Below are 23,097 nucleotides of genomic sequence, written 5' to 3' on the forward strand. Positions count from 1 at the left end.
TCAACGCGGTACGGTCGTTGCTCGGGTCGCGCAAACAATCAAAGCCATGAAGAGCCTCTTTCTATTGGCATCGCTCGCGCTCTCCCTCAGCGCGGTCGCAGCACGCCCACAGCAGGCTGATAGCACCGGCATGGCCGGGGACCTTTTCGACTTGAGAGGGACGCTCGACCTTTTCCGCAATGCAAAGGACCTGGAAGCCTTCGAGAAGGCCGTGAACACGGACGTTAACAAGGTGAGCAACCTCGACCTCGATGCGAATGGCGAGGTGGACTACGTGCAGGTGCATACCCTGGCGGAAGGCGACGCTCGCATCGTGGTCTTGCGCATCAATGTCGCGAAGGACGAAGCTCAGGACGTGGCGTCGATCCAAATGGAGCGGGCTAAGGACGGGGCAGTGACCCTGCAGATCCGCGGAGACGAGGCGCTCTATCCGGAAGGAACCATCATTGAGCCAACGGAGCAGGTGAAGGAAGGAGGCCGTAAAGGCGGCGGTCCCCTCGCTCCGCCAGCGCAGATCACTGTTTGGGTGGATGTCTGGGGCTGGCCATGCGTGCAATGGTGCTACGGCCCCACTTGGTGGGATTGGAATTCACCTTGGTATTACGGGTACTATCCGCCGTGGTGGAGGCCTTGGCGCCCATGGGGCTGGAATGCATGGTGGGGCTTCCCGCGCCCGTATTGGGGATGGTACCATTCGGTGAACGTCTGCCGTGTTGAGCGCGCGAACAATGTGTACATGCACCGGCGCACCATCTCTCCTTCTTTCGGACGCAGAAGCGGAGCCCAACCCGCGCGCACCGGAAGGGAACTGGAAAAGCCTGTGCCCGCAAGGGAAATTGGCAGGCCGGTTGAGCGCGAGCGCATGAAGGAGCCCGGCACAAGGCCCGAGCGTAAACCTGCGACTCAGCCACCCAAGAACCCGGACCGCAGAGCACCCAGCCGCACCTCCCGGCCACCGCGCCAATCGCCGCAGAAATCGCCTGCACCGAGCAGGGCGCCGTCACGGCCGCCAAGCAAGCGCTAGTCGCGTCGCCCAGCCAACGGCGGGCACCGCTCATCAAACGGCGCCTCCGCTCTGCGGGGGCGCCGCCTATTTTAGCCGCCCCTTGAAACAAAGGCTTACTCCTTCTTGCATGCCCATTCCCTTTCAGCGCCTGGTCCTCGCCCTCTGTTCCGTGGTCCTCGCCCTTGGTGCTTTCGCGCAGACCGGAACCATCCGGGGGTTCGTGTATGACAAGGCCACCGGCGAACCCATCATCTTCACCAATGTGGTGCTCAAAGGCACTACCACAGGTGCTGCAACCGATGTGAACGGGTACTTCTCCATATCGAAAGTGCCCGTTGGCCAGCACACGTTGCGCGTCACCTTTCTTGGTTATGAGGACCTGGAGAAGACGGTCACCGTGGCACGTGACCAGATCACCACCGAGAAACTATTCATGGTGAAAGCCTCTATCCAGATCGGCGTGGTGGAGATCAGCGGTGAGAAGCAGGAGGCCCAGACCCAGGTGCGCATGAGCGTGACCAAGCTCACGCCCAAGCAGATCGAGCGCATGCCAGCGGTGGGCGGCGAGGCCGACCTCGCGCAATACCTGCAAGTGGTGCCGGGCGTGATCTTCACCGGGGACCAGGGCGGCCAGCTCTACGTGCGCGGTGGCTCGCCGATCATGAATAAAGTGATGATGGATGGCATGGTGCTCTACAACCCATTCCATAGCATCGGCCTCTTCAGCGTGTTCGACAACGACATCATCCGCAATGCCGATATCTACACGGCGGGCTATAACGCCGAATTCGGCGGGCGCATCAGTTCCGTGATGGACATCACCACCCGCGATGGCAACCGCACGCGGATGAGCGGCAAGGTGAGCGCCAGCACCTTCGCGGCGAAGGCGCTGCTGGAAGGTCCGATCAAGAAGCAGAATGAGCCCGGCGATGGCTCCAGCAGCTACCTGTTCAACTTGCGCCACAGCTATCTCGACCAGTCAAGCAAGATCTTCTATGCCAATGTGAACGACACCTTGGGCCTGCCCTTCCGCTTCACCGATGCTTACGGGAAGATCTCCTTCAATGGGGCCAATGGCAGCAAGTTCAATCTCTTCGGCTTCAACTTCACCGATGGGGTGAACTACCGGGGCGTGAGCGACCTGGCTTGGCAGAACTGGGGCGCGGGGACCAACTTCGTGCTGGTGCCAGCAGGCAGCGCGGTGCTCATCGATGGGGTTTTCTGCTTCAGCCGCTACGGAATCGAATTGAAGGAAGCGGAGCTTGAACCCCGGACAAGCGACATAACCAGCTTCAATGGCGCGCTCAACTTCAAGTACTTCCTCGGTGACGATGAGGCCCGCTATGGCGTTGAGATGCTCGGTTTCCGCACGAATTTCAAGTACTTCAACGAACTGGGCCGAAGCTTCGATCAGGAGCAGAACACCAGCGAGATCGCCGGCTATGTGAACTATCGGAAGAAACTGGGCAAGGTCATCATCGACCCCGGACTTCGCCTGCACTATTACGCCTCGCTCTCGGTGGCCAGCGTCGAGCCCCGCCTTGGCGCCAAGTGGAACATCAGCGACAATTGGCGCTTCAAGCTAGCAGCGGGCCGCTATAGCCAGAACCTGGTGGCTGCCAACAACGACCGTGATGTGGTGAACCTCTTCTACGGATTCCTCGCATCGCCGGAGAACACGCCGACCCGGGTTAATGAGCGCGATGGCGGATCGCGCGAGCTGAAGGACCGTTTGCAGCGCGCCAACCATTATGTGGCGGGCATCGAGCACGACCTCTCACGCGAGCTCACCCTCAACTTCGAGGTCTACTTGAAGGATTTCCGCCAGGTCACCAACATCAACCGCAACAAGTACTTCAACGATACGCCCGAGTTCGCCGACAAGCCGGATGAGCTGAAGAAGGATTTCATCGTGGAGACGGGTCGAGCATATGGCGCAGACGTGCAGTTGAAGTACGAGAAGGGCCAGCTCTATCTCTGGGGCGTGTACAGCTATACGGTAGTGGATCGCTACGATGGCGTTCAGGTGTACAATCCCGTGTGGGACCGGCGCCATAACCTGAATCTGGTGGCGAGCTATGCCTTCGGGAAGTTCGATGCCTGGAAAGTGAACCTGCGTTGGAACTACGGCAGCGGCTTCCCCTTCACCCGCACGCAAGGCTTCTATGGCGCGGTGCCCTTCAACGGCGACATCAATACCAATTACGCCACCAGCAACGCTGATCTGTCCATTGTCTTCGGACCACTGAATGACGGCCGCCTGCCGGCCTACTCACGGGTTGATGCAGGCGTCACCAAGACCTGGCGCTTCGATGAGCACAAGAGCCTGGAGTTGGACCTTGGCGTGACCAATGCGCTCAATCGTGAGAACATCTTCTACTTCGACCGCGTGCGGTTCGAGCGCGTGAATCAGCTCCCGCTGTTGCCCAGTGCCGGCATCAGCTTCCGATTCTGAGACCCTTCAGTTGAAGATCCGCAGGATCGTGCCGTTGAAGGTGGTGCTGTAGCGTTGCAGGTTCAGCGCTGCCGGTCCTTGCACCAAGCTGCCATCGGTGATCAGGAAAGCGGAGCCGCAGCAGGAGGTGTCGCGGGCAATCACCTGGCTGCTGTCAACATGCACGCGGCAGAGGTTCGCAGGCTGATAAGTGCAATGCCGGTCGAGCGCTACGAATTCTGAGGGGCCGCTCCGGTATATGATGAGCCCTTGGGAACCGCCGCTGAGGTAGAGCCAGCCCCCGGTCACAGCGAGGTCCGCATAAGCGGGATTGTTCACGTTGATGCTGATATCGACAGAGACCGGCGGCACCCCGCCCGTAGTCGGCTTCCGGCAGGATGCTGCCATGAATAGCATGCCCATGCCTGCGAGCACGAGGTAAGGGAGCATGGATGCCTGGCGCATGACGACCGCGAAAGTAGCCCATGCACCGACCGAGCGACCGTAAACTTGCAGGATGCGCCCTGTCTTGTTTCGCTCGATCATCCTCGTCCTAACGCTTTCCGGAGCCACTGCTGTTCGAGCACAGGACGAAGGCATCAGCCAGCGCAAGCAGGAGAAGATCCTGGCCCAAAAGGCGAAGGAGGAGAAGAAGGAGAAAGCCAAACAGGACAAGGAGAATCGGAAGCGGCATCTAGGCCTTCAGGACAAAGGCACCCAGAAGCGCATGAAGAAGCATGCCCGCCGAGCCGACCGTCATGGTCCTGGCAGGCACCGGGATCCCTGGCCCGCGCGCTTATTCAGGAGGAAGCGCTAGCCGGACCTGTAAAGAACCCGCTGCTGTTGGCGAATGGTTCAGATTGCACCTTCATGCGCGGCCCCTACATTGGTTCCGTGACCCTGCCAAACAAACTCTGGGGCGCCGAATCCAAGCACATGCACCGCCGCTCCCCGATCGATGACAACCGGCAATTAACCGGGAGCAGCGGTTATTTGAACGCAGCGTATAGTTTAGCGCCCCCTCGTCGCAAAGTCCTGAAGAACGTAAAACCTGACCGTTGATGGTGAGAAGGCTATCCACCGCAATCGCCCTTTGTTTCATCGCAGCCGCTCCAGCGCTCGCCCAGGTGGGTGCCGGAAGCCTGAAGGGCAAGATCACCGATAAGAAGACCGGCGAACCGCTGCCGTTCGTGAACATCGTGGTGGAGAACCGCGGGTCACAGGTAACCGGCGGCGCCACGGACTTCGATGGCAACTACTTCATCAAGCCGATCGACCCCGGCACTTATGATGTGGTGGTGAGCTATGTGGGCTATCAGCCTTACAAGAACGCTGGCGTCGTTGTGAACAGCAACACCATCACCTTCCTCAATATCCAGCTCAATGCCGGCATCGAGCTCAAGGAGTTCGAGGTGGTGCAGTACACCGTGCCCTTGATCAACAAGGATGGCGGAGCGTCAGGGGGCACCGTGACCCGCGAGGACATCGCCAAGATGCCCGGGCGCAGCGCGGCCAGCATCGCCACCACCGTGGCGGGCGCCAGCGATGCCGGCACCGGCGGGGGCATCTCCATCCGCGGGGCGCGCACCGAGGCCACCTACTACTATATCGATGGGGTGAAAGTGCCCGCTGGCGCTGGCACGGGCCTGCCCAAGGGCGCGATTGAAGAGGTGCAGGTGATCACGGGTGGCGTACCCGCCAACTATGGCGATGTGACCGGTGGCCTGATCAACATCACCACACGTGGTCCGAGCCGGCAGTTCTTCGGCGGGGCGGAATACCTTACCTCAGGCTTCAAAGTGGGTAAGGACATCACGGATATCATCGGTCTCGACAAGTTCGCCTTCAACCAGGTTGAAGCGAGCGTGAGCGGGCCACTGCTGTTCCGGAAGGACAGCCTGGGCAATAAGAGCAAGCCCCTGATCGGCTTCTTCTTAAGCGGCCAGTACACCAATGTGGTGGACAATGGCCCGAGCTATATCGGGGACGTGCGCGTGCGACGTGATGTGCTCGACGGAATCGAGGCCAATCCCGGACAGGTGCTCTCTACCGGTGGCGATGTGGCGTTGGTGAACCGCACCGAATTCCTCCGCACCAGTGATATCGAGTCGATCCCGACGCGGCAGAATGCCGGTGAGGTGATCTACACGGCTTCTGGGAAGATCGATATCGCGACCACGCAGAACGTTCAGCTCACGATGGGCGGTTCGCTCGATTACAGCAACCGGCAATCCTATAACCGCAATAACTCGTTGCTCAACCCCGAGCGCAACGTGCGCACCAAGGAGCTGAGCTGGAGGGCCTTCATCAAGTACACGCAGCGCTTCACCAACCGCACTTCTGAGGAAGAGAAGAAGAGCACGATCAAGAATGCGTTCTACAGCTTGCAGTTCGACTACAGCCGCTACCAGAACAATGTGCAGGACTTCGTGCACGGCGAGCGCCTGTTCGACTACGGCTACGTGGGCCGCTTCACCACTTACCGCGCCCCTCAGTTCGAGCTGCGCGGCAGCCGTTGGGTGCAGGTAGGAGAGCGCGATACCCTGGTCACCTTCTCTCCCGGCACGCAGAATCCCTACCTCGCCGCATTCGACAACTATTACTTCAATGCCCTGCCGCGGGAGCAATTCCCCATCCCCACGCTCTTCGGGGCGCAGATTGATGGCGGTGACTATGTGGGCTACTACCAGGACCTCATCGAGGTGCAGCGCCGGGGTGTGCTGCTCAACGGCAACCGGCCTGTGACCTTGTACCAGATGTGGAACAATCCGGGCTTCATCGATGACCCGAACGGAGCTGAATACCGCAAGCGCCTCAATGAGCAGTACCGCTTCACTGCTGTGGGCAGCGCCGATATCGGTCAGCATGCCGTGATGGTGGGCATCGAGTATGAGCAGCTCACTCAGCGCCGCTATGACCTCTCTCCAGTGGGCCTTTGGACCCGCGCACGCGGCCTGGCCAACTTCCACCTCGAGAACTTCGTGGGTGATTCGCTGCCGCCAAGCGCGATCGTGCAGCTGCCGAACAGCCCCTTCCCCTTCCATTACTATGACCGCCTCTTCAGCGCTGATGCCTTCAAGTTCTTCAGCGGCAACCTGCGCAATGCGCTGGGCCTCGATCGCACAGGGCTTGACTACATCGATATCGACGCCCTCGACCCCAGCGTTCTGGCCCTTGAGATGTTCGAGCCGGATGAACTGATCAACGCCGGCAACAGCACCTTGGTGAGCTATGTTGGCTACGACTACCTCGGCAACAAGCTCACCCGCAAGCCCAGCTTCGATGATTTCTTCACGCAGAAGGATGACCGCGGGGTCAATACCCGCGCGCAAGCGCCCTTCGAGCCGATCTACATGGCCGGCTATGTGATGGACAAGTTCGCCTTCGATGACATCATCTTCAACGTTGGCGTGCGGGTGGACCGCTACGATGCGAACCAGAACGTGCTCAAGGACAAGTACCTCTGGCGTGATGCCTACAAGGCAGGTGATGTCGTGCCCTCCTCCGGACTCCAGCAGCAGCTCGCGAATCGCCCGAGCAACATCGGAGAGGACTTCGTTGTGTACGTGGACGACTACGATGACCCGAACACCGTTAAAGGCTACCGCGATGGCGACACCTGGTACAGCGCTAGCGGCACCGAGCTCAGCGATGGCAATTCAATCCAGCAAGGCGGGCGCATCCGGCCTTATTTGATCGGCGGCGATGACCGCAGCGACCTGGACGGCGATTCGCCATTGAGCCGCTCTGCTTTCGCGGACTACAAGCCCGTGGTGAACGTGATGCCCCGCGTGGCATTCTCATTCCCGATCAGCGACGAAGCCGTGTTCTTCGCGCACTATGATGTGCTTACCCAGCGTCCCAATGCCGGGCAGAGCCGCGGCGACCTGGTGAGCTACGCCTACATCGAGAATGACAATCCTGTGCTGAACAATCCCAACCTGAGGCCCACCAAGACCATCGACTACGAGTTGGGCTTCCAGCAGGTGCTGGGCAAGGCCTCTTCGTTGAAGATCGCCGCATTCTATCGTGAACTGCGCGATCAGATCACCGTTCGCAACGTGCTGAATGCCTGGCCGCGTGATTACCGGACCTACGACAACTTCGATTTCGGCACCGTCAAGGGCTTCACCACGACCTTCGACCTGCGCCGTACCGGCAACGTTTGGATGCGGGCCAGCTACACGCTGCAATTCGCCGATGGCACGGGTTCCGGCCCCAACACCGGCATCAACCTGATCAACAGCGGCCAGGCCAACCTGCGCACCATCTCACCGCTCGACTTCGATCAGCGCCACCGTTTCCAGACCACCATCGACTTCCGTTATGGCCGCGGCAAGGACTACAACGGCCCGATGGTCTTCGGCAAGCCCATCTTCCAAGGCATGGGCGCCAATGCGGTGACCATCCTTGGCAGCGGCACTCCTTACAGCCGCAGTTCGCAGGTGGTGAGCGAGGCCACCGGTGCCACCAACCACCGCCTCGATGGCACGCTCAACGGCGCTCGCCTGCCATGGCAGTTCACCACCGATATGCAGATCGACCGTGATATCCCGCTCACCTTCAAGGGCAAGGAAGGCGACAAGGCCAAGAGCGCAGACCTGAACGTGTACCTGCTGGTCACCAACGTGTTCAACACGGAGAACATCACTGGCGTTTACCGCTACACGGGTTCTCCTGACAACGACGGATACCTGGCCCAGCTCACCGACCGGTCGCAGACCGATCCCGATGCGTACCGCGACCTCTACACCGTTAAGAACAACGCGCCTGGCAACTTCGGCGCTCCACGTACCATCCGCTTGGGCCTGCGCCTGAGCTTCTAGTCATCTGAACACGCACAACCATGAAAGGCCTACCAAGAGCAACCACCAGAACCTTCGCTCTGAGCCTTGCAGCGCCCCTTTGCCTGTTGGCTTGGGCCGCCGGTCCCATAGGCAACGCAGGATCGACGCAGCAAGTGAGGTCACAGGGCGCGCCGAAAGCCGGCGCGTGCTCGCCTGCCACCCAGGTCACGCAGCTCGCTTATAACAATGTGCGCGCTGTGATCGAGAACGGCGGCAACCTCTGGACCCGTCGCGGCGGCAGTGCCCGTTCAGGCTACGAGGTGCCCAAGACGGAGGACTTCAGCGGCGCGAACGCCATCTATGCTGGAGGCCTTTGGATGGGTGGCCTTTCCTCGGCCGGCCAGTTGCGCCTGGCTGCGGTTCTGTACCGTGCGAACGGCAATGACTTCTGGCCAGGTCCGCTGAACCGCACCGATGCCAGCGTGACACCCGATGTCTGCCAGGCCTACGATCAATTCTGGACCACACAGCGTGCTGAGGCCGAGACGCACCTGCAGTGGATCATCTGCAGCGAAGACCCCGAGTGCGACCTGACAGAGGTGTTCCCCAACGGGTATTCAGTGCCCACCTCTTTCCTGCAATGGCCCGCTATCGGTGATGTGGAAGCCGGTCAGGACCTCTACATCGCGCCCTTCCTCGACTACAACGAGGATGGCCAGTACAACCCCTATGATGGCGATTATCCGGATTACGGCTTCGACCTGACCGTTGAGGATTGCAAGAACAAGCGCCGCGAGGATCCTGTGCCGCTCTTCGGCGACTTCAACATCTGGTGGGTGTTCAACGACAAGGGCGATGCTCACACCGAGACTCAAGGCCAGCCGATCGGGCTCGAAGTGCGCGCGCAGGCCTTCGCCTTCAGCTCGAACAACGAGATCAACAATATGACCTTCTACAACTACACGGTCATCAACTGGGCCTCGCAAACGCTGACGAACACCTATTTCGGCCACTTCGTGGATGGCGACCTTGGATGCTCCAACGACGATTTCACCGGCTGCGATGTGCGCCGTGGCTTGGGCTACATCTATAACTGGGACGATGTTGACGAAGGCTGCTTGGGCGCAATCGGTTATGGCGGCCCTTCGCCGCCCCCGCCGGCGATCGGCGTCGATTTCTTCGAAGGTCCTTTCCAGGACAATGACGGTGTGGACAATCCCGGACCGGCGAGCTATCTGGAGAATTTCGATTGCCTCACTGCCCAGGCGCAGCACGGTATTCCTTATCGCGGAATCGGCATCGGTTACGGTGACGGCATTCCCGACAATGAGCGTTTCGGCATGCGCGCATTCCTTTATTTCAACCGGGAAGCGCCCAACGCCAACGTGACCGACCCCAGCGTTGCCGCTCACTACTACAACTACCTGCGCAGCATCTGGAAGAACGGCGTGCCCATGACCCACGGCGGAAACGGCTTCGATCCTTCGGGCAATGGCGTGCGCACCTTCTACATGTTCCCTGGCGATACCGATCCGGTGGGCTGGGGCACCAATTGCGTCCCTCAAGGTTCCTGGGTAGATGATGACCGCACCTTCGTGGATCGCCGATTCGTGCAGAGCGCTGGTCCTTTCACCCTGGAGCCTGGCGCATTCAACAACATCACCGTTGGTGTGGTGTATGCGCGCTCACCAGTGGGCGGCGCCATCAACAGCTTGGAACCCTTGCGCGTTGCTGATGACAAGGCACAGGCACTCTTCGATAATTGCTTCAAGATCCTCGACGGACCTGATGCACCAGACCTGAGCATCCGCGAACTGGATCGGGAGTTGATCCTGTACCTGGTCAATCCGGAGGGCAGCAACAACGAGAACCTGGGCTATGAGGAACTCGACCCCATCATTCCGCTGAACGATGGCGGTGGCGGCCCTCCTTACGACCGTTACTACCGCTTCCAAGGGTACAAGGTGTACCAGATGAAGAATGCCGACGCCAGCGTGTCCGATCTGGACAATGTGGAACTCGCGCGCTTGGTGTACCAAGGCGACCTTGAGGATGGCGTTGGCCAGATCGTGAACTTCCCCTACGACCCTGCCATCCAACTGGCGGTGCCCACCGAAATGGTGAATGGGGCCGACGCGGGCGTGCGCCACGCCATACGGGTCACGACGGACAAGTTCGCACAAGGCGACCCACGTCTGGTGAACTTCAAGAGCTACTACTACATCGCTGTCGCCTACGGGTACAACAACTACGCGGAGTACGACCTTTCGGAGGGCACCGGCCAGGCGTTCCCTTACGTGGCGGGACGAAAAGCGGCATTCGGCTCCATCCGCAGCTATGTAGGCATTCCGCACAAACCGGGGCCTGAGGCCTTTGGCACCAATCAGAATTCCGGTTTCGACGACGCTCCACAAGTGACCCGCCTCGAAGGACAGGGCAATGGCAACCTCGAGTTGGACATCGAGCCGGCCACCGAGAATGCCATCATGAGCGGCTTCCCATGGCGCAAGGATGAACTGGTGTATAAGCGCGGTCTTGCACCGATCAACGTGCGCATCGTGGATCCGTTGAAGGTGCCTGATGCTCGCTTCGAGATCTGGTTCCAGGACAGCATTACCCCTGGTGACCTCGATGACGCTTACTGGTACTTGAAGAACGTGACCACCGGCCAGGTGATCCAAGCGCATCGTGCGATCAACATCGACTACGAGCAGCTTTTCCCGGAGTTCGGCATCTCCGTAGCCATCGGTCAAGCGTATTACGACGGGAACTACACCGAACCGATCGGGGGCTCCATCACCTTCGATGATCCCTCGAAGGCGTGGTTCACCGGTGTGCCGGATGCCGAGGGCGTCTCAGCGTTCAACTGGATCCGTTCCGGCAGCTTCATTGATGATGTGGTCACCCCGCCCACCTACTCCGATCGCCCGGGCGTTGACGATAACGTGACCCAGGCCTACGAGAAGATCCTGAGCGGCACATGGGCTCCGTGGCCCTTGGTAGGCGGCGCACGCTTCCAGCCAGGTGCGACCCCTGATGGTCAGCAGGCCAATACACTGGCCAAGATCAACGAGACCCCGAGCGTCCAAGTGGTGATCACCAAGGACAAGAGCAAGTGGAGCCGTGTGCCAGTGCTTGAGCAGGATACAGGCACGGTGTCCGTCGGGGGGGTGCAGAAGCTCTTCCCACGCGGCCAAGCCAGCGTTGACAAGAATGGCCTGAAGCCTGGCGACCCGGGCTGCAATGTGGCTGAGGCGGAATTCATCAACGCCAACGGCATGGGCTGGTTCCCCGGCTATGCCATCGACCTGGAGACCGGTGAGCGGCTGAACATGGCCTTTGGAGAGAATAGCTTCTGGGGAGGTTCCATCGGAAGGGACATGGTCTGGAACCCGAATGACCAGTTCGTGCTCCCGGCGCCGCAAGGCGAGATCCCCAACCCCTTCTTCGGCGGCGGGCACTGGATCTATGTCTTCAAGAACGACCGGCGGCAGAGCGGGCAACCCACGCGCATAGGCCCCTATGACGATGGCCAGGGCATCCGTGATGGATTAGCGAGCACAGGTGCAGCGCGCACCACGGCCTTGCGCGCTGTGGCCTGGGTGGGCAGCGCCATGCTCATCCCCGGAGCGGAGCTCTTGGCTACCGATGTGAGGATCCGCCTCAATGTGCGCAAGCCCTACCGGGCCTACACGGATTACAGTGGCAGCCCCGCGCCCATCACGCCCGCGCTCAATAACGGATTGCCGCTGTACGCTTTCGGCACCGGTGAATACGCCGTGCAGACGAACGTGGCGAGCGTGGCTGATGAGTTCCTCGATAAGATCAACATCGTGCCCAACCCGTACTATGCGTTCAGCGGGTATGAGACCTCACGCCTTGACAACCGGGTGAAGTTCATCAACCTCCCTCCGGTCTGCACGATCTCGATTTTCACGGTGAATGGCACCTTGGTGCGCAAATACCGGAAGGACAACACGCTCACCTATCTGGATTGGGACCTGAAGAACTCCAATTCCATTCCCATCGCCGGTGGCGTGTACATCTGTCACATCGAGGTGCCCAACGTGGGCGAGAAGGTGCTCAAGTGGTTCGGCGTGCTGCGCCCCTTGGACCTGCAGAACTTCTAGCGAATCACTCAACGAAGAAGAGGACATGAAGCGATTCAATCATCAAGCGCTGGCGGCAGTCGCCGCACTGGCGTTGCATGCGGGCAGCGCATTCGCTGGCAATCCGGACAGGGCCGGGTCGGCCGGAGCCACGCAATTGCTGCTGAACCCGTTCGCACGCTCGAGTGGCTGGAGCATGGCCAATAGCGCCAGCCTGCGCGGCACCGAGGCCATGTTCGGCAACGTGGCCGGTCTGGCCATGGTGGGCAAAACGGAGATCGGATTCTCGAACATGCGTCTGCCCAGTGCCGGCCTTTCGCTGAACACGGTCGGTTTCGGCCAGAAGCTCGGGGCGAGCGGCGTGATCGGCCTGCAAGCCACGGTGCTGTCCTTCGGTGAGCTTGAGGTGACCACCTATGACGTTCCGGAAGGCGGTCGCGGCGGGTTCCGGCCTGCCATGTCGAACATCGGCGTGGCGTATGCGAAGAGCTTCTCGAACAGCATCTACGGTGGCCTGCTGCTGCGCGTGGTATCGGAGAGCATCTCCAACGTGCGCGCCACAGGGGTCTGCTTCGATGCCGGCATCCACTACGTGACTGGCGAGCAGGATAACGTCCATTTCGGAATCGCGCTCAAGAACGTGGGTCCTGCAATGAGCTTCTCCGGCGATGGCCTTGCGGTGCAGGGCCTGTTGATCGCCGGCAGCGATCAGCTCACCTTGCAGCAGCGTTCCGCCAAGCAGGAGATCCCTTCGCTTCTGAACATCGGCGCGGCCTACGATTGGCACATCAGCGAAGTGCATCGCCTCTCGGTGGCCGCCACCTTCGTGTCCAACTCCTTCACCAATGATCAAGGCCTGGTGGGTCTTGAGTACGCCTTCCGCAAGATGCTGCATGTGCGTGCTGGATACTCTTATGAGAAGAGGGATGACGCCGACGAGCGTGCTACGTGGTTCACCGGGCCGAGCGCTGGACTGAGCGTCGACTTTCCATTCGGTGAGGAGAAGAAGTCCGCCGTGGCGCTTGACTATGCCTACCGTACCACGAACCCCTTCAGCGGGTTCCATTGCCTGGGCATCCGGATCACGATCTGAGCGCCGTTCGAATACAGGGAAGAGGACCTCTCGGGGTCCTCTTCCGTTCTTTGCACCATCAGACAACGTGGCCATGAGCAACACCGCCTACTACACCGAAGAGGGCCTGAAGAAGCTCACTGATGAGCTGAACAAGCTGCGCACTGTGGATCGCCCGCACATCAGCCAGCAGATCGCCGATGCCCGTGACAAAGGAGACCTGAGCGAGAACGCCGAGTATCATGCCGCCAAGGAGGAGCAGGGGCTCCTGGAGGCGCGCATCGCGAAATTGGAGGAAGTGGTGGCCAACGCGCGCATCATCGATACCAGTCAGGTGGATACCAGCCGCGTTTACATCCACTCCCGGGTGATGGTGCGCCATGTGGACAATCAAAGCCAGCGCAGATTCATCATTGTTGCAGAGAGCGAGGCCGACGTGCGGACCGGGAAGATCAGCGTGACGTCACCGATCGGCCAGGGCCTGTTGGGCAAGGCCATGGGCGAGGTGGCCGAGGTGGTGACGCCCGCAGGCACCACACGGTTCGAGATCATCGCGATAAGCCGCTGAGATGGCCAGCCTTTTCACGCGCATCATCAATGGCGAGATTCCTTGTCATAAGGTAAGCGAGGATGATCGCTACCTGGCCTTCCTCGACATTGCGCCCCTCCGCGAAGGGCACACCTTGGTGGTGCCCAAGCTGGAAGTGGACCGCTTCTTTGACCTTCCGCCGGATGTGCTCGCTGGCATGATGACCTTCGCGCAGGAAGCGGCCAAGCGCATCCAGCGTGCAGTGCCTTGCGACCGCATCGGCGTATGCGTGATCGGGCTCGAGGTGCCGCATGCGCATGTCCATCTGATCCCAATCGACAGAATGAGCGACATGGACTTCTCCCGACCGAAGCTGAAGCTATCGCCTGAGGAGCTGGCGGCGCTTGCAGAGCGCATCCGCAAGGCCTAGCGCAGGCGGTCGGGATTCGATTTCACGAAGGAGCTCCAGCCACCATTGCCGCCGCTGCGGGCGCTCCGTGCAAGTCCAGGACGCGTATTCGCGAAGTGATGGCACACCGCGACGGCCACGGCATCGGTGGCATCGGTGCTCGATGGCAATTCGCGCAGGCCCAGGATGCTGAGGAGCATGGCGGCCACCTGCTCCTTGCTGGCATTGCCATTCCCGGTGATGCTCTGCTTCACCCGCTTCGGTGCGTATTCCACCACGGCGATCTCACGGTGCAGCGCAGCGGCGATGGCCACGCCTTGCGCGCGCCCCAGCTTCAGCATGCTCTGCACGTTCTTGCCGAAGAACTGCGCCTCGATCGCTAATTCGTCGGGATGATGGTGCTCAATGATGGCCAGGGTCTCGTTGAAGATCGCACGCAGCTTCAGCGTGTGATCATCGCCCGTCGCGAAGCGGATGGCTCCGGCATCGAGCAAGCGGGCCTTGCCGCTTTCCTCCAGCAGCACGCCGAATCCCATCACCGTGGTGCCAGGGTCGATGCCGAGGATGATGCGTTCTTGGGCCACCGGGGTACTTTTCGCCGTCTACTCCACCAACGCGCCGAAGGTACCGTGAGCCGTCGCACCCTCCTGCTGCTCCGTTGGGGCGTGTTCGTGCTGGCATGTGCATTCCTTCTCGTGCGCTTATCGAGCAACGATGCACCGACCAGCATGGAGGCCCTTGATGCCGTATCACACGGCCGGGAATTCCAGGCCCTGATCGTTACGGTGCTGGGCCTCATGCTCGTGAATTGGGGCTTGGAGTCGCGCAAGTGGCGCTTGCTCGTGCGCGACCTTGAGCCGATCTCCAAGTGGCGGGCGTTCATCGCCACGATCGCGGGCACGCCCATCGGGCTGATCACGCCGAACCGGGTCGGCGAATTCGTTGGCCGGGTGCTCTTCCTCGAACCCGAGCATCGGATTGCCGCGAGTTTCGCCACCGCGGTGGGGAGCATCGCGCAGTTCGTGGTCACTGTGGTGCTGGGTCTCTTGGGCCTGATCGCCATGGTGCTGCTTGCGGGTCCGGACCGCGTCTCGAATGACATGGCCGCGCTGATAGGCCTTTGCGCGCTGGTGGCTGGGGCCACATTGCTCCTGTACTTCAATCCCGGCCTGCTTCGCGCCACAGTTGCGCGCCTGCCCTTGATCAAGCGCTGGGAACGGCATGCGGCCGTGCTGGAGAGGTTCAGCGCCGGAATGCTGACGCGCGTGCTATTGATCAGCGCGCTTCGGTATGCCGTGTTCACGGCGCAGTTCGCTGTGCTGCTCGCGGTGTTCACCCGCGGGCTCAGCTGGACCGATGCGATCGCATCGATCCCTGCGACGTTCCTGGTGGCCACGCTGATTCCCACGGTGGTGCTCACGGAACTCGGCGTCCGAGGGTCCGTGGCAGTGGCGCTCATCTCGCCTGATCCTTCACAGGACCATGCGGTCTTCCTGGCCAGCACGGCCTTGTGGCTCATCAACCTGGGGCTGCCGGCGCTCGCTGGCGGCATCATCCTGCTCGCGGCCCGCATCCGCAGCGCGCGCGATTGAGCATGGGTCTGCTGATCGCATCCGCGCTCTTCGCCATCGCACTGGTGCAGGCCCTCATCATCGGGCGGTGGCGCAACGCGATCGCCGTGCGGCCCGATCCGGCACTGGAGGCGGAAGGAATGCTGCCATCGGTCACGGTGATCGTGCCCGCTCGGAATGAAGAAGACTGCATCGTCCAGGTGCTCCAGGACCTGCACCTGCAATCCTTTCCGAAGGACCAGATGCAGGTGATCGTGGTTGATGATGGCAGCACGGACCGCACCGCCATTCTCGCTGAAGGGATGCGGTACGCGTGGCCCCAGTTGCAGGTGCTACGCAGCCAGGGCTCGGGCAAGAAAGCAGCGGTAACCACGGGAATCGATGCTGCGGAGCATGAGCTCATCGTGCTCACCGATGCTGATGCGCGTTTCGGGCCTCAGCGCATGAGCACGATCGTGAGCGCCATGAGCAACAGTGATGCGGATCTGCTCATACTGCCGGTCTAGACCGTGGGTGAGGGATGGCTTGGGGCGCTCCAGCGCGAAGAACAAGCTGCATTGCTCGGCGTAACGCTCGGTGACGCGACTGTTGGATCGGGGACTCTGGCGTACGGAGCCAACCTCGCTTTCAAGCGTGCGGCGTACAGGGACGTGGGCGGTTACCATGGTGATCGTTTCGCCAGCGGCGATGATGTGTTCCTGCTCAAGCGCATGCGTGCCCACGGCAAGCGGGTGCAAGCGCTCATGCAGGCTGATGCGTTGGTGAACGTCCATGCCGAGGCCTCCTGGCGAGGGTTCTTCGCGCAACGACTTCGCTGGGCCGGCAAGATGCGCGGGGCAATCGGCGCATTCACCCTGCTCGGAGCGATCGGCTTGCTATGGCCGTGGGCCCTTGTGCTATGCACGGTGCGCTTCAGCTTCATCGGCGCGATGGGGCAGCACGGCTTTTACCAGCTCATCCTGCTGATCGTGGCCTGGTTGCTCTGGGTCGCGCCGATCATCGGCATGGTCCAGGATGTCAAGCGCGCGTTCAGCAGGCCGAGTGGAGCAGCATCGACGCTCTTGGCGCTTGTCGCCTTCACCGTCTACGCGCCATTGATCGGCCTGCTCTCACTGGTGGTGCGCCCGAAATGGAAGGGGAGGAGGGTGGGTTCCTCCTAGAACGGCAGATCGTCCTCGCCATCCGCGCTGATGGGCGGCATGTCGGCCATGGTGGGCGCTGGTGCGGCTTGTGCAGCACCGCCGCCGGAGGATGCGGCTCCAGCTCCGCTCCGCTCGATGCGGTTGCCAGCGAGGCTGAGGAAGTACTTCGTCACCCCGTCCTTGCCGGTCCACTCGCGGCCGTTCACGTAGCAGGTCACCGTTACCTCATCGCCGGGCCTGAAGCCCTCGAGCAAGCCTGTCTTGTCCTGCTTGAACTCGATGGGGATCATCTGCGGGTACTGCCCGCCCTGCTCGGTGACAACGAGCTCGCGCTTGCTGAATTTCTCGCTGACTTGCTGGGTCTGGCCCACGACTTTGATGGTTCCGGAAATGATGACTTGTGCCATGGCAGGTTGATTGAGGTTGTGCTGTGGTGTGTGGGCGGCGCCTATCTGGAGTTGAAGGAGAGCAGCGTCTTCCACGCTTCTTCAACGAGGCCTTGGGCGAGCAATGCTTGAGCTTGGCGATGGAGCGCGATCATGAGTTCCTGCGGCTTTTCCTGAAGGGCGATGAAGGTATCGCTCAATTCGGTGAGCTTGTACTCGTTCACCGCCGTCTCATCGGGAACGCGGAGCGCGGCGCCCAGCTGGCCCAATTCGCTTCCGGTAAGAATGGCGCTGAGGCGCGCCTCGGCCGGAAGCGCATCCACGCCCACGCCGTAATTGGTGTTGGGCTGCGCCAGCTCGAAGAGCGCATCGCCGTGCGCGCGCGCATAGAAGTGCCCGCCCATGCGGCCCACCAGGTCAATCCTGCGCTGATCGATGCGGCCCTCGGCATCGAGCACCGTTCCATCGATGTGGATCATCACCACTTCGCAGAGCACGAGGTTGCCGGCACCGCCACCCGTACCCGTCTCGATCACCTGCTGCACGCGGCACTCGAAGTGAACCGGGCTCTCCTTCACGCGAAAGGGCCGCACCTTTTCGCTTGCGATCGCGGTGAGGCCGCTTTTCCCGAATTCGTTCACGCCCTCAGGGAATTCGCCGCTGGCCAAGCTGATCTGCTGCACCATGGCGTAAGTGACCACGTTGATCACCGCTTCGGGAACCGCCTTCACATTGTGGTAGCTGTGCTTGGTGGTGTTGTCCCTGCCGCGCCGAGCGGGTGAGAAGATCATCAGCGGCGGGTTGGCGCCGAAGACATTGAAGAAGCTGAAGGGGCTGAGGTTGGGCCTCCCTTGCGCATCAATGGTGCTGGCCAGCGCGATGGGCCTCGGGCCGATGGCACCCACCAGGTGCCCGTGCAGCGCGCCGATGCTCAGTTCCTTGGGGTCGAATCGCAGATGGCTCATCGGGGGCCACGAATGTAGCCGGGCGGGCGAACGCTCAGGCCGGGAGCATCAAGTGGCTACTTTCGCGCTCCCATTTTCAAGGCTTACGGACGTGGCGGAATTGGTAGACGCGCCAGACTTAGGATCTGGTACCGCAAGGTGTGGGGGTTCGAGTCCCCCCGTCCGTACAGAATCCGCCACAGCCCATCGCAAGCGGGCAAAGGCGGTGATTCCGAACCATCTTAACCATCCGCGGCACCACCGCCCATGTTGAACAGACCATGAACATCCTCAAAGAAGAGACCGGCGCACTCACCGCGACCCTGAAGGTGAAGCTCAGCCCGGACGATTACGCCCCCGGCGTGGAGAGAGCGCTGAAGGAGCAACGCAAGCAGGCCGTGCTGCCCGGTTTCCGTCCGGGTCAGGTGCCCATGAGCCTGATCAAGAAGCGCGTCGGCAAGGCGCTGCTGGTGAATGAAGTGGAGCGCTTGATCGACGAGAATCTGAGGAACTACATCCAGAGCAACGGATTGCGCGTGCTGGGGCAGCCGCTTCCGAAGAACGAGAGCGTCGAAGGCAATGACTGGGACAATCCATCCGAGTTCGAGTTCGCCTATGAGATGGGCCTGGCTCCAAGCTTCGAGGTGGAGCTCGATAAGGTGAAGGTGGAGATGCCCGTGGTGGATGTGAATGAGGAGCTCGTGACCAAGGAAGTGGAAGACATGAAACGCCGCTTCGGCAAATTGGAGAGCGCCGAAGTGAGTGGCGAGAAGGACATGCTGCTTGGCGACATGATCGAGTTGAATGCCGATGGCACGATCAAGGAAGGCGGCATCATGCACCGCGCCACCATCAGCCTTGAATTCCTGGAAGATGAAGCCACCAAAGCCGCGCTCGCCGGTAAGGCCGTGGGCGATGAAGTGGTGGTGGACCCCCACAAGGTGAGCCGCGACCATGACGATCTGGCCCGCATGCTGGGCGTGGACCACGAGCGGGTGCATCATTTAGAGGGCAACTTCAACTTCCGTATCGCGGAGATCAAGCGCATGCTTCCCGCCGAATTGAACCAGGAGCTCTTCGACCGGATGTATGGCGAGGGCGCCGTGGCTGATGAAGCCGGGTTCCGGGCCAAGGTGAAAGAGGGCATGGAGGCCATGTTCCTGCGCGATAGCGAGCGCATCTATCGCCGCCTCGTTCTGAAGGCGCTGCACGAGCAGGCCCGGATCGATCTGCCCGATGGCTTCCTCAAGCGCTGGATCAAGGAGACCAGCGAGCAGCCCACCACCGCTGAAAAGGTGGAAGAGGGGTATCCCGGTTATGCGGAGGGCCTCAAGCGCAAGCTGGTGGAGGACCGCGTGATCGAGAAATACGGCCTGGAAGCCAAGGGCGAGGAGATGGACGGCTTTGCCAAGCGCTACATCACCGACCAGTTCAGGCAATACGGCATGCCGGCGCCGGATGACGAGCGCTTGCAGCAAATGGCCGCTCGCATGCTCGGCGATCGGGAGCAGCTGCAGCGGATGCGCGATAGCATCGTCCAGCAGAAGCTCACCGTGCACTTCACCACCCTCCTGGAGCCGAAGCAGCGTCGGGTCAGCCTCGATGAGTTCATAAACTTGGCCCAAACCTCCTGAGGCAGCCCGCACAACGCGCTTCCTTCGCCACAAACCCGAACGATGCACCCCAAAGACGAATTCCTCAAGTATGCCGTGAAGCATCGCGGCATCTCCAGCAACACGTTGCACAGCTACACGTCCTCGGCCATCACGAGCTCGATGACCCCCTACATCATCGAGGAGCGCCAGCTCAACGTGGCCCAGATGGACGTGTTCAGCCGATTGATGATGGACCGCATCATCTTCCTCGGCACCGGCATCAACGACCAGGTGGCCAACATCATCCAGGCGCAGCTGCTCTTCCTGGAGAGCGTGGATGCCAAAAAGGACATCCAGATCTACCTGAACAGCCCCGGTGGCGGGGTTTACGCAGGCCTCGGCATCTACGACACCATGCAGTACATCAATCCCGATGTGGCCACCATCTGCACCGGCATGGCCGCCAGCATGGGCGCCGTGCTGCTCTGCGCCGGCACCAAGGGCAAGCGCAGCGCCCTGAAGCACGCCCGAGTGATGATCCACCAGCCCATGGGCGGCGCCGAAGGCCAGGCCACGGATATGGAGATAACGGTGAACGAGATCAAGAAGCTCAAGAAGGAGCTCTATGACATCATCAGCAGCCATAGCGGCCAGCCCTTCGAGAAGGTGGAGAAGGACGGCGATCGCGATTACTGGATGAAGGCCGAAGAGGCCAAGACCTACGGCATGATCGACGAATTGCTGGTTCGCACCAAATAGGTGCGCCGATTCCGATGCCTTGAATGGGTGCGCCGGACTGTACCAAGCGCAGCCCCGCCATTTCCGGCGGGGCCGCAGTGTATCTTGGCGGGCCGTTCACCGCGTAGAAGGCCCTCCGACCCCCTCCCATGGACAAGAAAGAGATCAAGTGCTCGTTCTGCGGGCGCGACAAGCAGGACACCAACGTCCTCATCGCCGGCATCACCGGGCACATCTGCGACGGCTGCATCACGCAGGCACAGAACATCATCCAGGAAGAACTGAGCCAGCGCAGCCGCTCCGAGATGGAGGGCAGCCTCATCCTGCAGCGGCCGTCGGACATCCGTCGATTCCTCGATGAGTACGTCATCGGGCAGGACGATGCCAAGAAGGTGCTGAGCGTAGCCGTCTACAACCATTACAAGCGGCTGCTCCAGAAACCGACCACCAGCGTCGATGATGTGGAGATCGAGAAGAGCAACATCATCCTGGTAGGCGAGACCGGCAGCGGCAAGACGCTCCTGGCCAAGACCATCGCCCGGATGCTCAATGTGCCCTTCGCCATCGCTGATGCAACGGTGCTCACCGAGGCCGGCTATGTAGGAGAGGATGTGGAGAGCATCCTGAGCCGCCTCCTGCAGGCGGCCGATTTCGATGTGAGCAAGGCTGAGCGCGGCATCGTCTTCATCGATGAGATCGATAAGATCAGCCGCAAGAGCGATACCCCCTCGATCACCCGCGACGTTAGCGGCGAAGGCGTTCAGCAGGCCTTGTTGAAGCTGCTCGAGGGGAGCACGGTGAGCGTGCCCCCGCAAGGCGGCCGCAAGCACCCGGAGCAGAAGCTCATCCAGATCGATACGCGCAACATCCTCTTCATCTGCGGGGGCGCCTTCGACGGCATCGACAAGATCATCGCCCGCCGGGTGAAGAGCAGCGCCGTGGGATACAGCGCCAGCCGCGACGGCCGCATCAGCGACGAGAACCTGCTGCAGTACGTGAGCCCGGCCGACCTGCGCGGATACGGACTTATTCCGGAGCTCATCGGCCGCTTCCCCGTGCTCACCTACCTCGACCCGCTGGACCGCGATGCCCTGCGCCGCATCCTCACGGAGCCCAGGAACGCGCTGATCAAGCAATATGTGAAGCTCTTCGACATGGACCGCGTGAAGCTCACCTTCGACAAGAAGGTGCTCGATTTCATCGTGGAGCGCGCCTTCGAGTACAAACTCGGCGCGCGCGGATTGCGCAGCATCTGCGAGGCCATCATGACCGATGCCATGTACGAGATGCCCGGCGCACCCGACCGTCCCGCTGAGCTGCGCGTCACCCTCAGCTATGCCCGCGAGAAGTTCGACCGCTCGCGCCTGAGCAGCCTGAAGGTGGCCTGAGGGCTCGCTTGCCCGTGCTACATTCGTGGCCCCGCGAGCAGGAACCATCCGCGCGGATAACGATCATGAAGCATCTCCTTGCCGCTGCACTGCTGGCCGCCCCCGTTTTGGCCAGCGCACAGAAACTGCCTCAATCAAGCCCTGTCGGAAAACTGGAACAGGTCGTGGGGCTCACTACGATCAAGATCGAATACAGCAGGCCGAGCATGAAGGACCGTGCGATATTCGGCGATCTGGTGCCATTCGGCGAAGTGTGGCGCACTGGCGCGAATAAGTGCACCACCATCGAGTTCGATACTCCTGTCGTCATGGCTGGGCAGCCGGTCAAGGCCGGCAAGTACTCGCTCTTCACCGTTCCGGGCCCGGAGATGTGGGTGCTGATCCTCAATACCAATACCGAGCTCTGGGGCGCCGATGAACGGAAGCCTGAGCAGGATGTGCTGACCGCGAAGCTGCAGCCCAAGAAGAACTCCGGCCTGGTGGAGACGCTCACATTCGATTTCACCATGGGCCAGCGCGACGATGCCATCCTGAACCTCACGTGGGAGGCCACTTGGCTGCCGATTCCCATCGTGGCGGACTGCACGGAGCAAGCGCTGAAGAACATCGAGGAGGCGCTCTCCAAGACGGATGCGAAGTTCAATGCCTTCAGCAGCAGCGCCCGCTTCTGCATCGACCGCAAACTGCGGCTGCCTGACGCGCTCGCTTGGGCAGAGAAGAGCGTTGGCATGGAGAAGAAGTACTGGAACACGCACACGCTCGCCCTGGCATGCGCCGCCAATGGCAAATACGCCGAAGCCATCGCGGCCGCCAACATGAGCATGGAGCTGGCCCAAGCCGAGAGGGATGCCAATTACGTGAAGATGAACCGCGAGAAGATCGAGGAGTGGACGAAGCTCCTGCCTGCCGCGCCGGCGAAGGCGCCAGCCAAGCCCAAGAAGTAGCACGGGCCACGAGAACCGAACGGAAGCCCCCCCTGTGGGGGCT

At 61.1% G+C, this 23,097-nt stretch carries 19 protein-coding genes and 1 tRNA gene; 16 read left to right on the forward strand and 4 right to left on the reverse strand.

Translation table 11 applies throughout. The features are described 5' to 3' along the window. Positions 1–46: 46 nt before the first annotated feature. Both IPK70_02570 and IPK70_02575 read left to right on the forward strand, forming a co-directional pair. Entirely contained in the window at positions 47–1,024 is a 978-nt protein-coding gene (locus tag IPK70_02570) for a hypothetical protein (protein MBK8226045.1), read from the forward strand. Between the two features lie 109 nt (positions 1,025–1,133). Beyond that, a complete protein-coding gene (locus IPK70_02575) occupies positions 1,134–3,461 on the forward strand; it encodes a TonB-dependent receptor (GenBank protein MBK8226046.1) in 2,328 nt (775 codons plus the stop codon). Positions 3,462–3,467: 6 nt separating this feature from the next. On the opposite strand, the gene IPK70_02580 is transcribed toward IPK70_02575, so the two are convergent. Next, positions 3,468–3,905: a hypothetical protein gene (locus IPK70_02580; protein MBK8226047.1), complete on the reverse strand. Its 438-nt coding sequence runs from the start codon at positions 3,903–3,905 to the stop codon at positions 3,468–3,470. A gap of 52 nt (positions 3,906–3,957) precedes the next feature. Here IPK70_02580 and IPK70_02585 point away from each other — a divergent pair, with 52 nt between their 5' ends. From IPK70_02585 to IPK70_02610, 6 genes are all read left to right on the forward strand, one after another. After that, on the forward strand, positions 3,958–4,257 hold the full coding sequence (locus IPK70_02585) for a hypothetical protein (GenBank protein MBK8226048.1): 300 nt from the start codon (positions 3,958–3,960) through the stop codon (positions 4,255–4,257). A 244-nt stretch (positions 4,258–4,501) separates the two neighbouring features. Further along, on the forward strand, positions 4,502–8,266 hold the full coding sequence (locus IPK70_02590) for a carboxypeptidase-like regulatory domain-containing protein (protein MBK8226049.1): 3,765 nt from the start codon (positions 4,502–4,504) through the stop codon (positions 8,264–8,266). A 134-nt stretch (positions 8,267–8,400) separates the two neighbouring features. Then, positions 8,401–12,357 (forward strand): T9SS C-terminal target domain-containing protein, encoded by a 3,957-nt coding sequence (locus IPK70_02595; protein ID MBK8226050.1) that lies wholly within the window; start codon positions 8,401–8,403, stop codon positions 12,355–12,357. Positions 12,358–12,382: 25 nt separating this feature from the next. Continuing rightward, on the forward strand, positions 12,383–13,429 hold the full coding sequence (locus tag IPK70_02600) for a PorV/PorQ family protein (GenBank protein ID MBK8226051.1): 1,047 nt from the start codon (positions 12,383–12,385) through the stop codon (positions 13,427–13,429). 73 nt (positions 13,430–13,502) lie between these two features. Continuing rightward, on the forward strand, positions 13,503–13,976 hold the full coding sequence (greA, locus tag IPK70_02605) for a transcription elongation factor GreA (protein ID MBK8226052.1): 474 nt from the start codon (positions 13,503–13,505) through the stop codon (positions 13,974–13,976). Position 13,977: 1 nt separating this feature from the next. Continuing rightward, positions 13,978–14,367: an HIT family protein gene (locus tag IPK70_02610; protein MBK8226053.1), complete on the forward strand. Its 390-nt coding sequence runs from the start codon at positions 13,978–13,980 to the stop codon at positions 14,365–14,367. On the opposite strand, the gene ruvC is transcribed toward IPK70_02610, so the two are convergent. Beyond that, a complete protein-coding gene (gene ruvC / locus IPK70_02615; protein MBK8226054.1) occupies positions 14,364–14,930 on the reverse strand; it encodes a crossover junction endodeoxyribonuclease RuvC in 567 nt (188 codons plus the stop codon). The genes IPK70_02610 and ruvC overlap by 4 nt on opposite strands. A 45-nt stretch (positions 14,931–14,975) precedes the next feature. Between ruvC and IPK70_02620 the strand changes: the two genes are divergently transcribed. The 3 genes from IPK70_02620 to IPK70_02630 are packed head-to-tail and all read left to right on the forward strand — an operon-like array spanning position 14,976 to position 17,077. Further along, on the forward strand, positions 14,976–15,938 hold the full coding sequence (locus tag IPK70_02620) for a flippase-like domain-containing protein (protein MBK8226055.1): 963 nt from the start codon (positions 14,976–14,978) through the stop codon (positions 15,936–15,938). A gap of 2 nt (positions 15,939–15,940) precedes the next feature. Beyond that, a complete protein-coding gene (locus tag IPK70_02625; protein MBK8226056.1) occupies positions 15,941–16,423 on the forward strand; it encodes a glycosyltransferase in 483 nt (160 codons plus the stop codon). A 3-nt stretch (positions 16,424–16,426) separates the two neighbouring features. Further along, on the forward strand, positions 16,427–17,077 hold the full coding sequence (locus IPK70_02630; protein ID MBK8226057.1) for a glycosyltransferase: 651 nt from the start codon (positions 16,427–16,429) through the stop codon (positions 17,075–17,077). Here the strand turns inward: IPK70_02630 and IPK70_02635 are convergent. Then, entirely contained in the window at positions 17,074–17,466 is a 393-nt protein-coding gene (locus IPK70_02635) for a DUF3127 domain-containing protein (GenBank protein MBK8226058.1), read from the reverse strand. The two genes, IPK70_02630 and IPK70_02635, sit on opposite strands and share 4 nt — an antisense overlap. Positions 17,467–17,507: 41 nt before the next feature. Then, a complete protein-coding gene (locus tag IPK70_02640; protein ID MBK8226059.1) occupies positions 17,508–18,410 on the reverse strand; it encodes a flavin reductase family protein in 903 nt (300 codons plus the stop codon). Positions 18,411–18,495: 85 nt separating this feature from the next. Between IPK70_02640 and IPK70_02645 the strand changes: the two genes are divergently transcribed. The 5 genes from IPK70_02645 to IPK70_02665 all read left to right on the forward strand — a co-directional run bounded on the left by IPK70_02645 (position 18,496) and on the right by IPK70_02665 (position 23,054). Continuing rightward, positions 18,496–18,577: transfer RNA gene (locus IPK70_02645), tRNA-Leu, on the forward strand. Between the two features lie 93 nt (positions 18,578–18,670). Further along, positions 18,671–20,023: a trigger factor gene (gene tig, locus IPK70_02650; GenBank protein ID MBK8226060.1), complete on the forward strand. Its 1,353-nt coding sequence runs from the start codon at positions 18,671–18,673 to the stop codon at positions 20,021–20,023. A gap of 42 nt (positions 20,024–20,065) precedes the next feature. Further along, on the forward strand, positions 20,066–20,743 hold the full coding sequence (gene clpP / locus IPK70_02655) for an ATP-dependent Clp endopeptidase proteolytic subunit ClpP (GenBank protein MBK8226061.1): 678 nt from the start codon (positions 20,066–20,068) through the stop codon (positions 20,741–20,743). Between the two features lie 128 nt (positions 20,744–20,871). Next, positions 20,872–22,110 (forward strand): ATP-dependent Clp protease ATP-binding subunit ClpX, encoded by a 1,239-nt coding sequence (gene clpX, locus IPK70_02660; GenBank protein MBK8226062.1) that lies wholly within the window; start codon positions 20,872–20,874, stop codon positions 22,108–22,110. Between the two features lie 65 nt (positions 22,111–22,175). Further along, positions 22,176–23,054 carry a DUF2911 domain-containing protein gene (locus IPK70_02665; GenBank protein MBK8226063.1) on the forward strand — a complete coding sequence of 293 codons (879 nt, stop codon included), beginning with the start codon at positions 22,176–22,178 and terminating at the stop codon, positions 23,052–23,054. The last annotated feature ends 43 nt before the right edge of the window (positions 23,055–23,097 follow it).

This window comes from Flavobacteriales bacterium (assembly GCA_016712535.1).
Lineage (GTDB): Bacteria > Bacteroidota > Bacteroidia > Flavobacteriales_F > PHOS-HE28 > PHOS-HE28.

Bases quoted from the DNA above. Each gene is read 5' to 3' on its own strand.
- IPK70_02590 (MBK8226049.1), top strand. From the start codon at position 4,502: ATGGTGAGAAGGCTATCCACCGCAATCGCCCTTTGTTTCATCGCAGCC.
- IPK70_02640 (MBK8226059.1), bottom strand. From the start codon at position 18,410: ATGAGCCATCTGCGATTCGACCCCAAGGAACTGAGCATCGGCGCGCTG.
- IPK70_02580 (MBK8226047.1), bottom strand. From the start codon at position 3,905: ATGCGCCAGGCATCCATGCTCCCTTACCTCGTGCTCGCAGGCATGGGC.
- IPK70_02570 (MBK8226045.1), top strand. From the start codon at position 47: ATGAAGAGCCTCTTTCTATTGGCATCGCTCGCGCTCTCCCTCAGCGCG.
- IPK70_02625 (MBK8226056.1), top strand. From the start codon at position 15,941: ATGGGTCTGCTGATCGCATCCGCGCTCTTCGCCATCGCACTGGTGCAG.
- IPK70_02575 (MBK8226046.1), top strand. From the start codon at position 1,134: ATGCCCATTCCCTTTCAGCGCCTGGTCCTCGCCCTCTGTTCCGTGGTC.
- clpP (MBK8226061.1), top strand. From the start codon at position 20,066: ATGCACCCCAAAGACGAATTCCTCAAGTATGCCGTGAAGCATCGCGGC.
- IPK70_02610 (MBK8226053.1), top strand. From the start codon at position 13,978: ATGGCCAGCCTTTTCACGCGCATCATCAATGGCGAGATTCCTTGTCAT.
- greA (MBK8226052.1), top strand. From the start codon at position 13,503: ATGAGCAACACCGCCTACTACACCGAAGAGGGCCTGAAGAAGCTCACT.
- clpX (MBK8226062.1), top strand. From the start codon at position 20,872: ATGGACAAGAAAGAGATCAAGTGCTCGTTCTGCGGGCGCGACAAGCAG.
- IPK70_02585 (MBK8226048.1), top strand. From the start codon at position 3,958: ATGCGCCCTGTCTTGTTTCGCTCGATCATCCTCGTCCTAACGCTTTCC.
- IPK70_02600 (MBK8226051.1), top strand. From the start codon at position 12,383: ATGAAGCGATTCAATCATCAAGCGCTGGCGGCAGTCGCCGCACTGGCG.
- IPK70_02635 (MBK8226058.1), bottom strand. From the start codon at position 17,466: ATGGCACAAGTCATCATTTCCGGAACCATCAAAGTCGTGGGCCAGACC.
- tig (MBK8226060.1), top strand. From the start codon at position 18,671: ATGAACATCCTCAAAGAAGAGACCGGCGCACTCACCGCGACCCTGAAG.
- IPK70_02665 (MBK8226063.1), top strand. From the start codon at position 22,176: ATGAAGCATCTCCTTGCCGCTGCACTGCTGGCCGCCCCCGTTTTGGCC.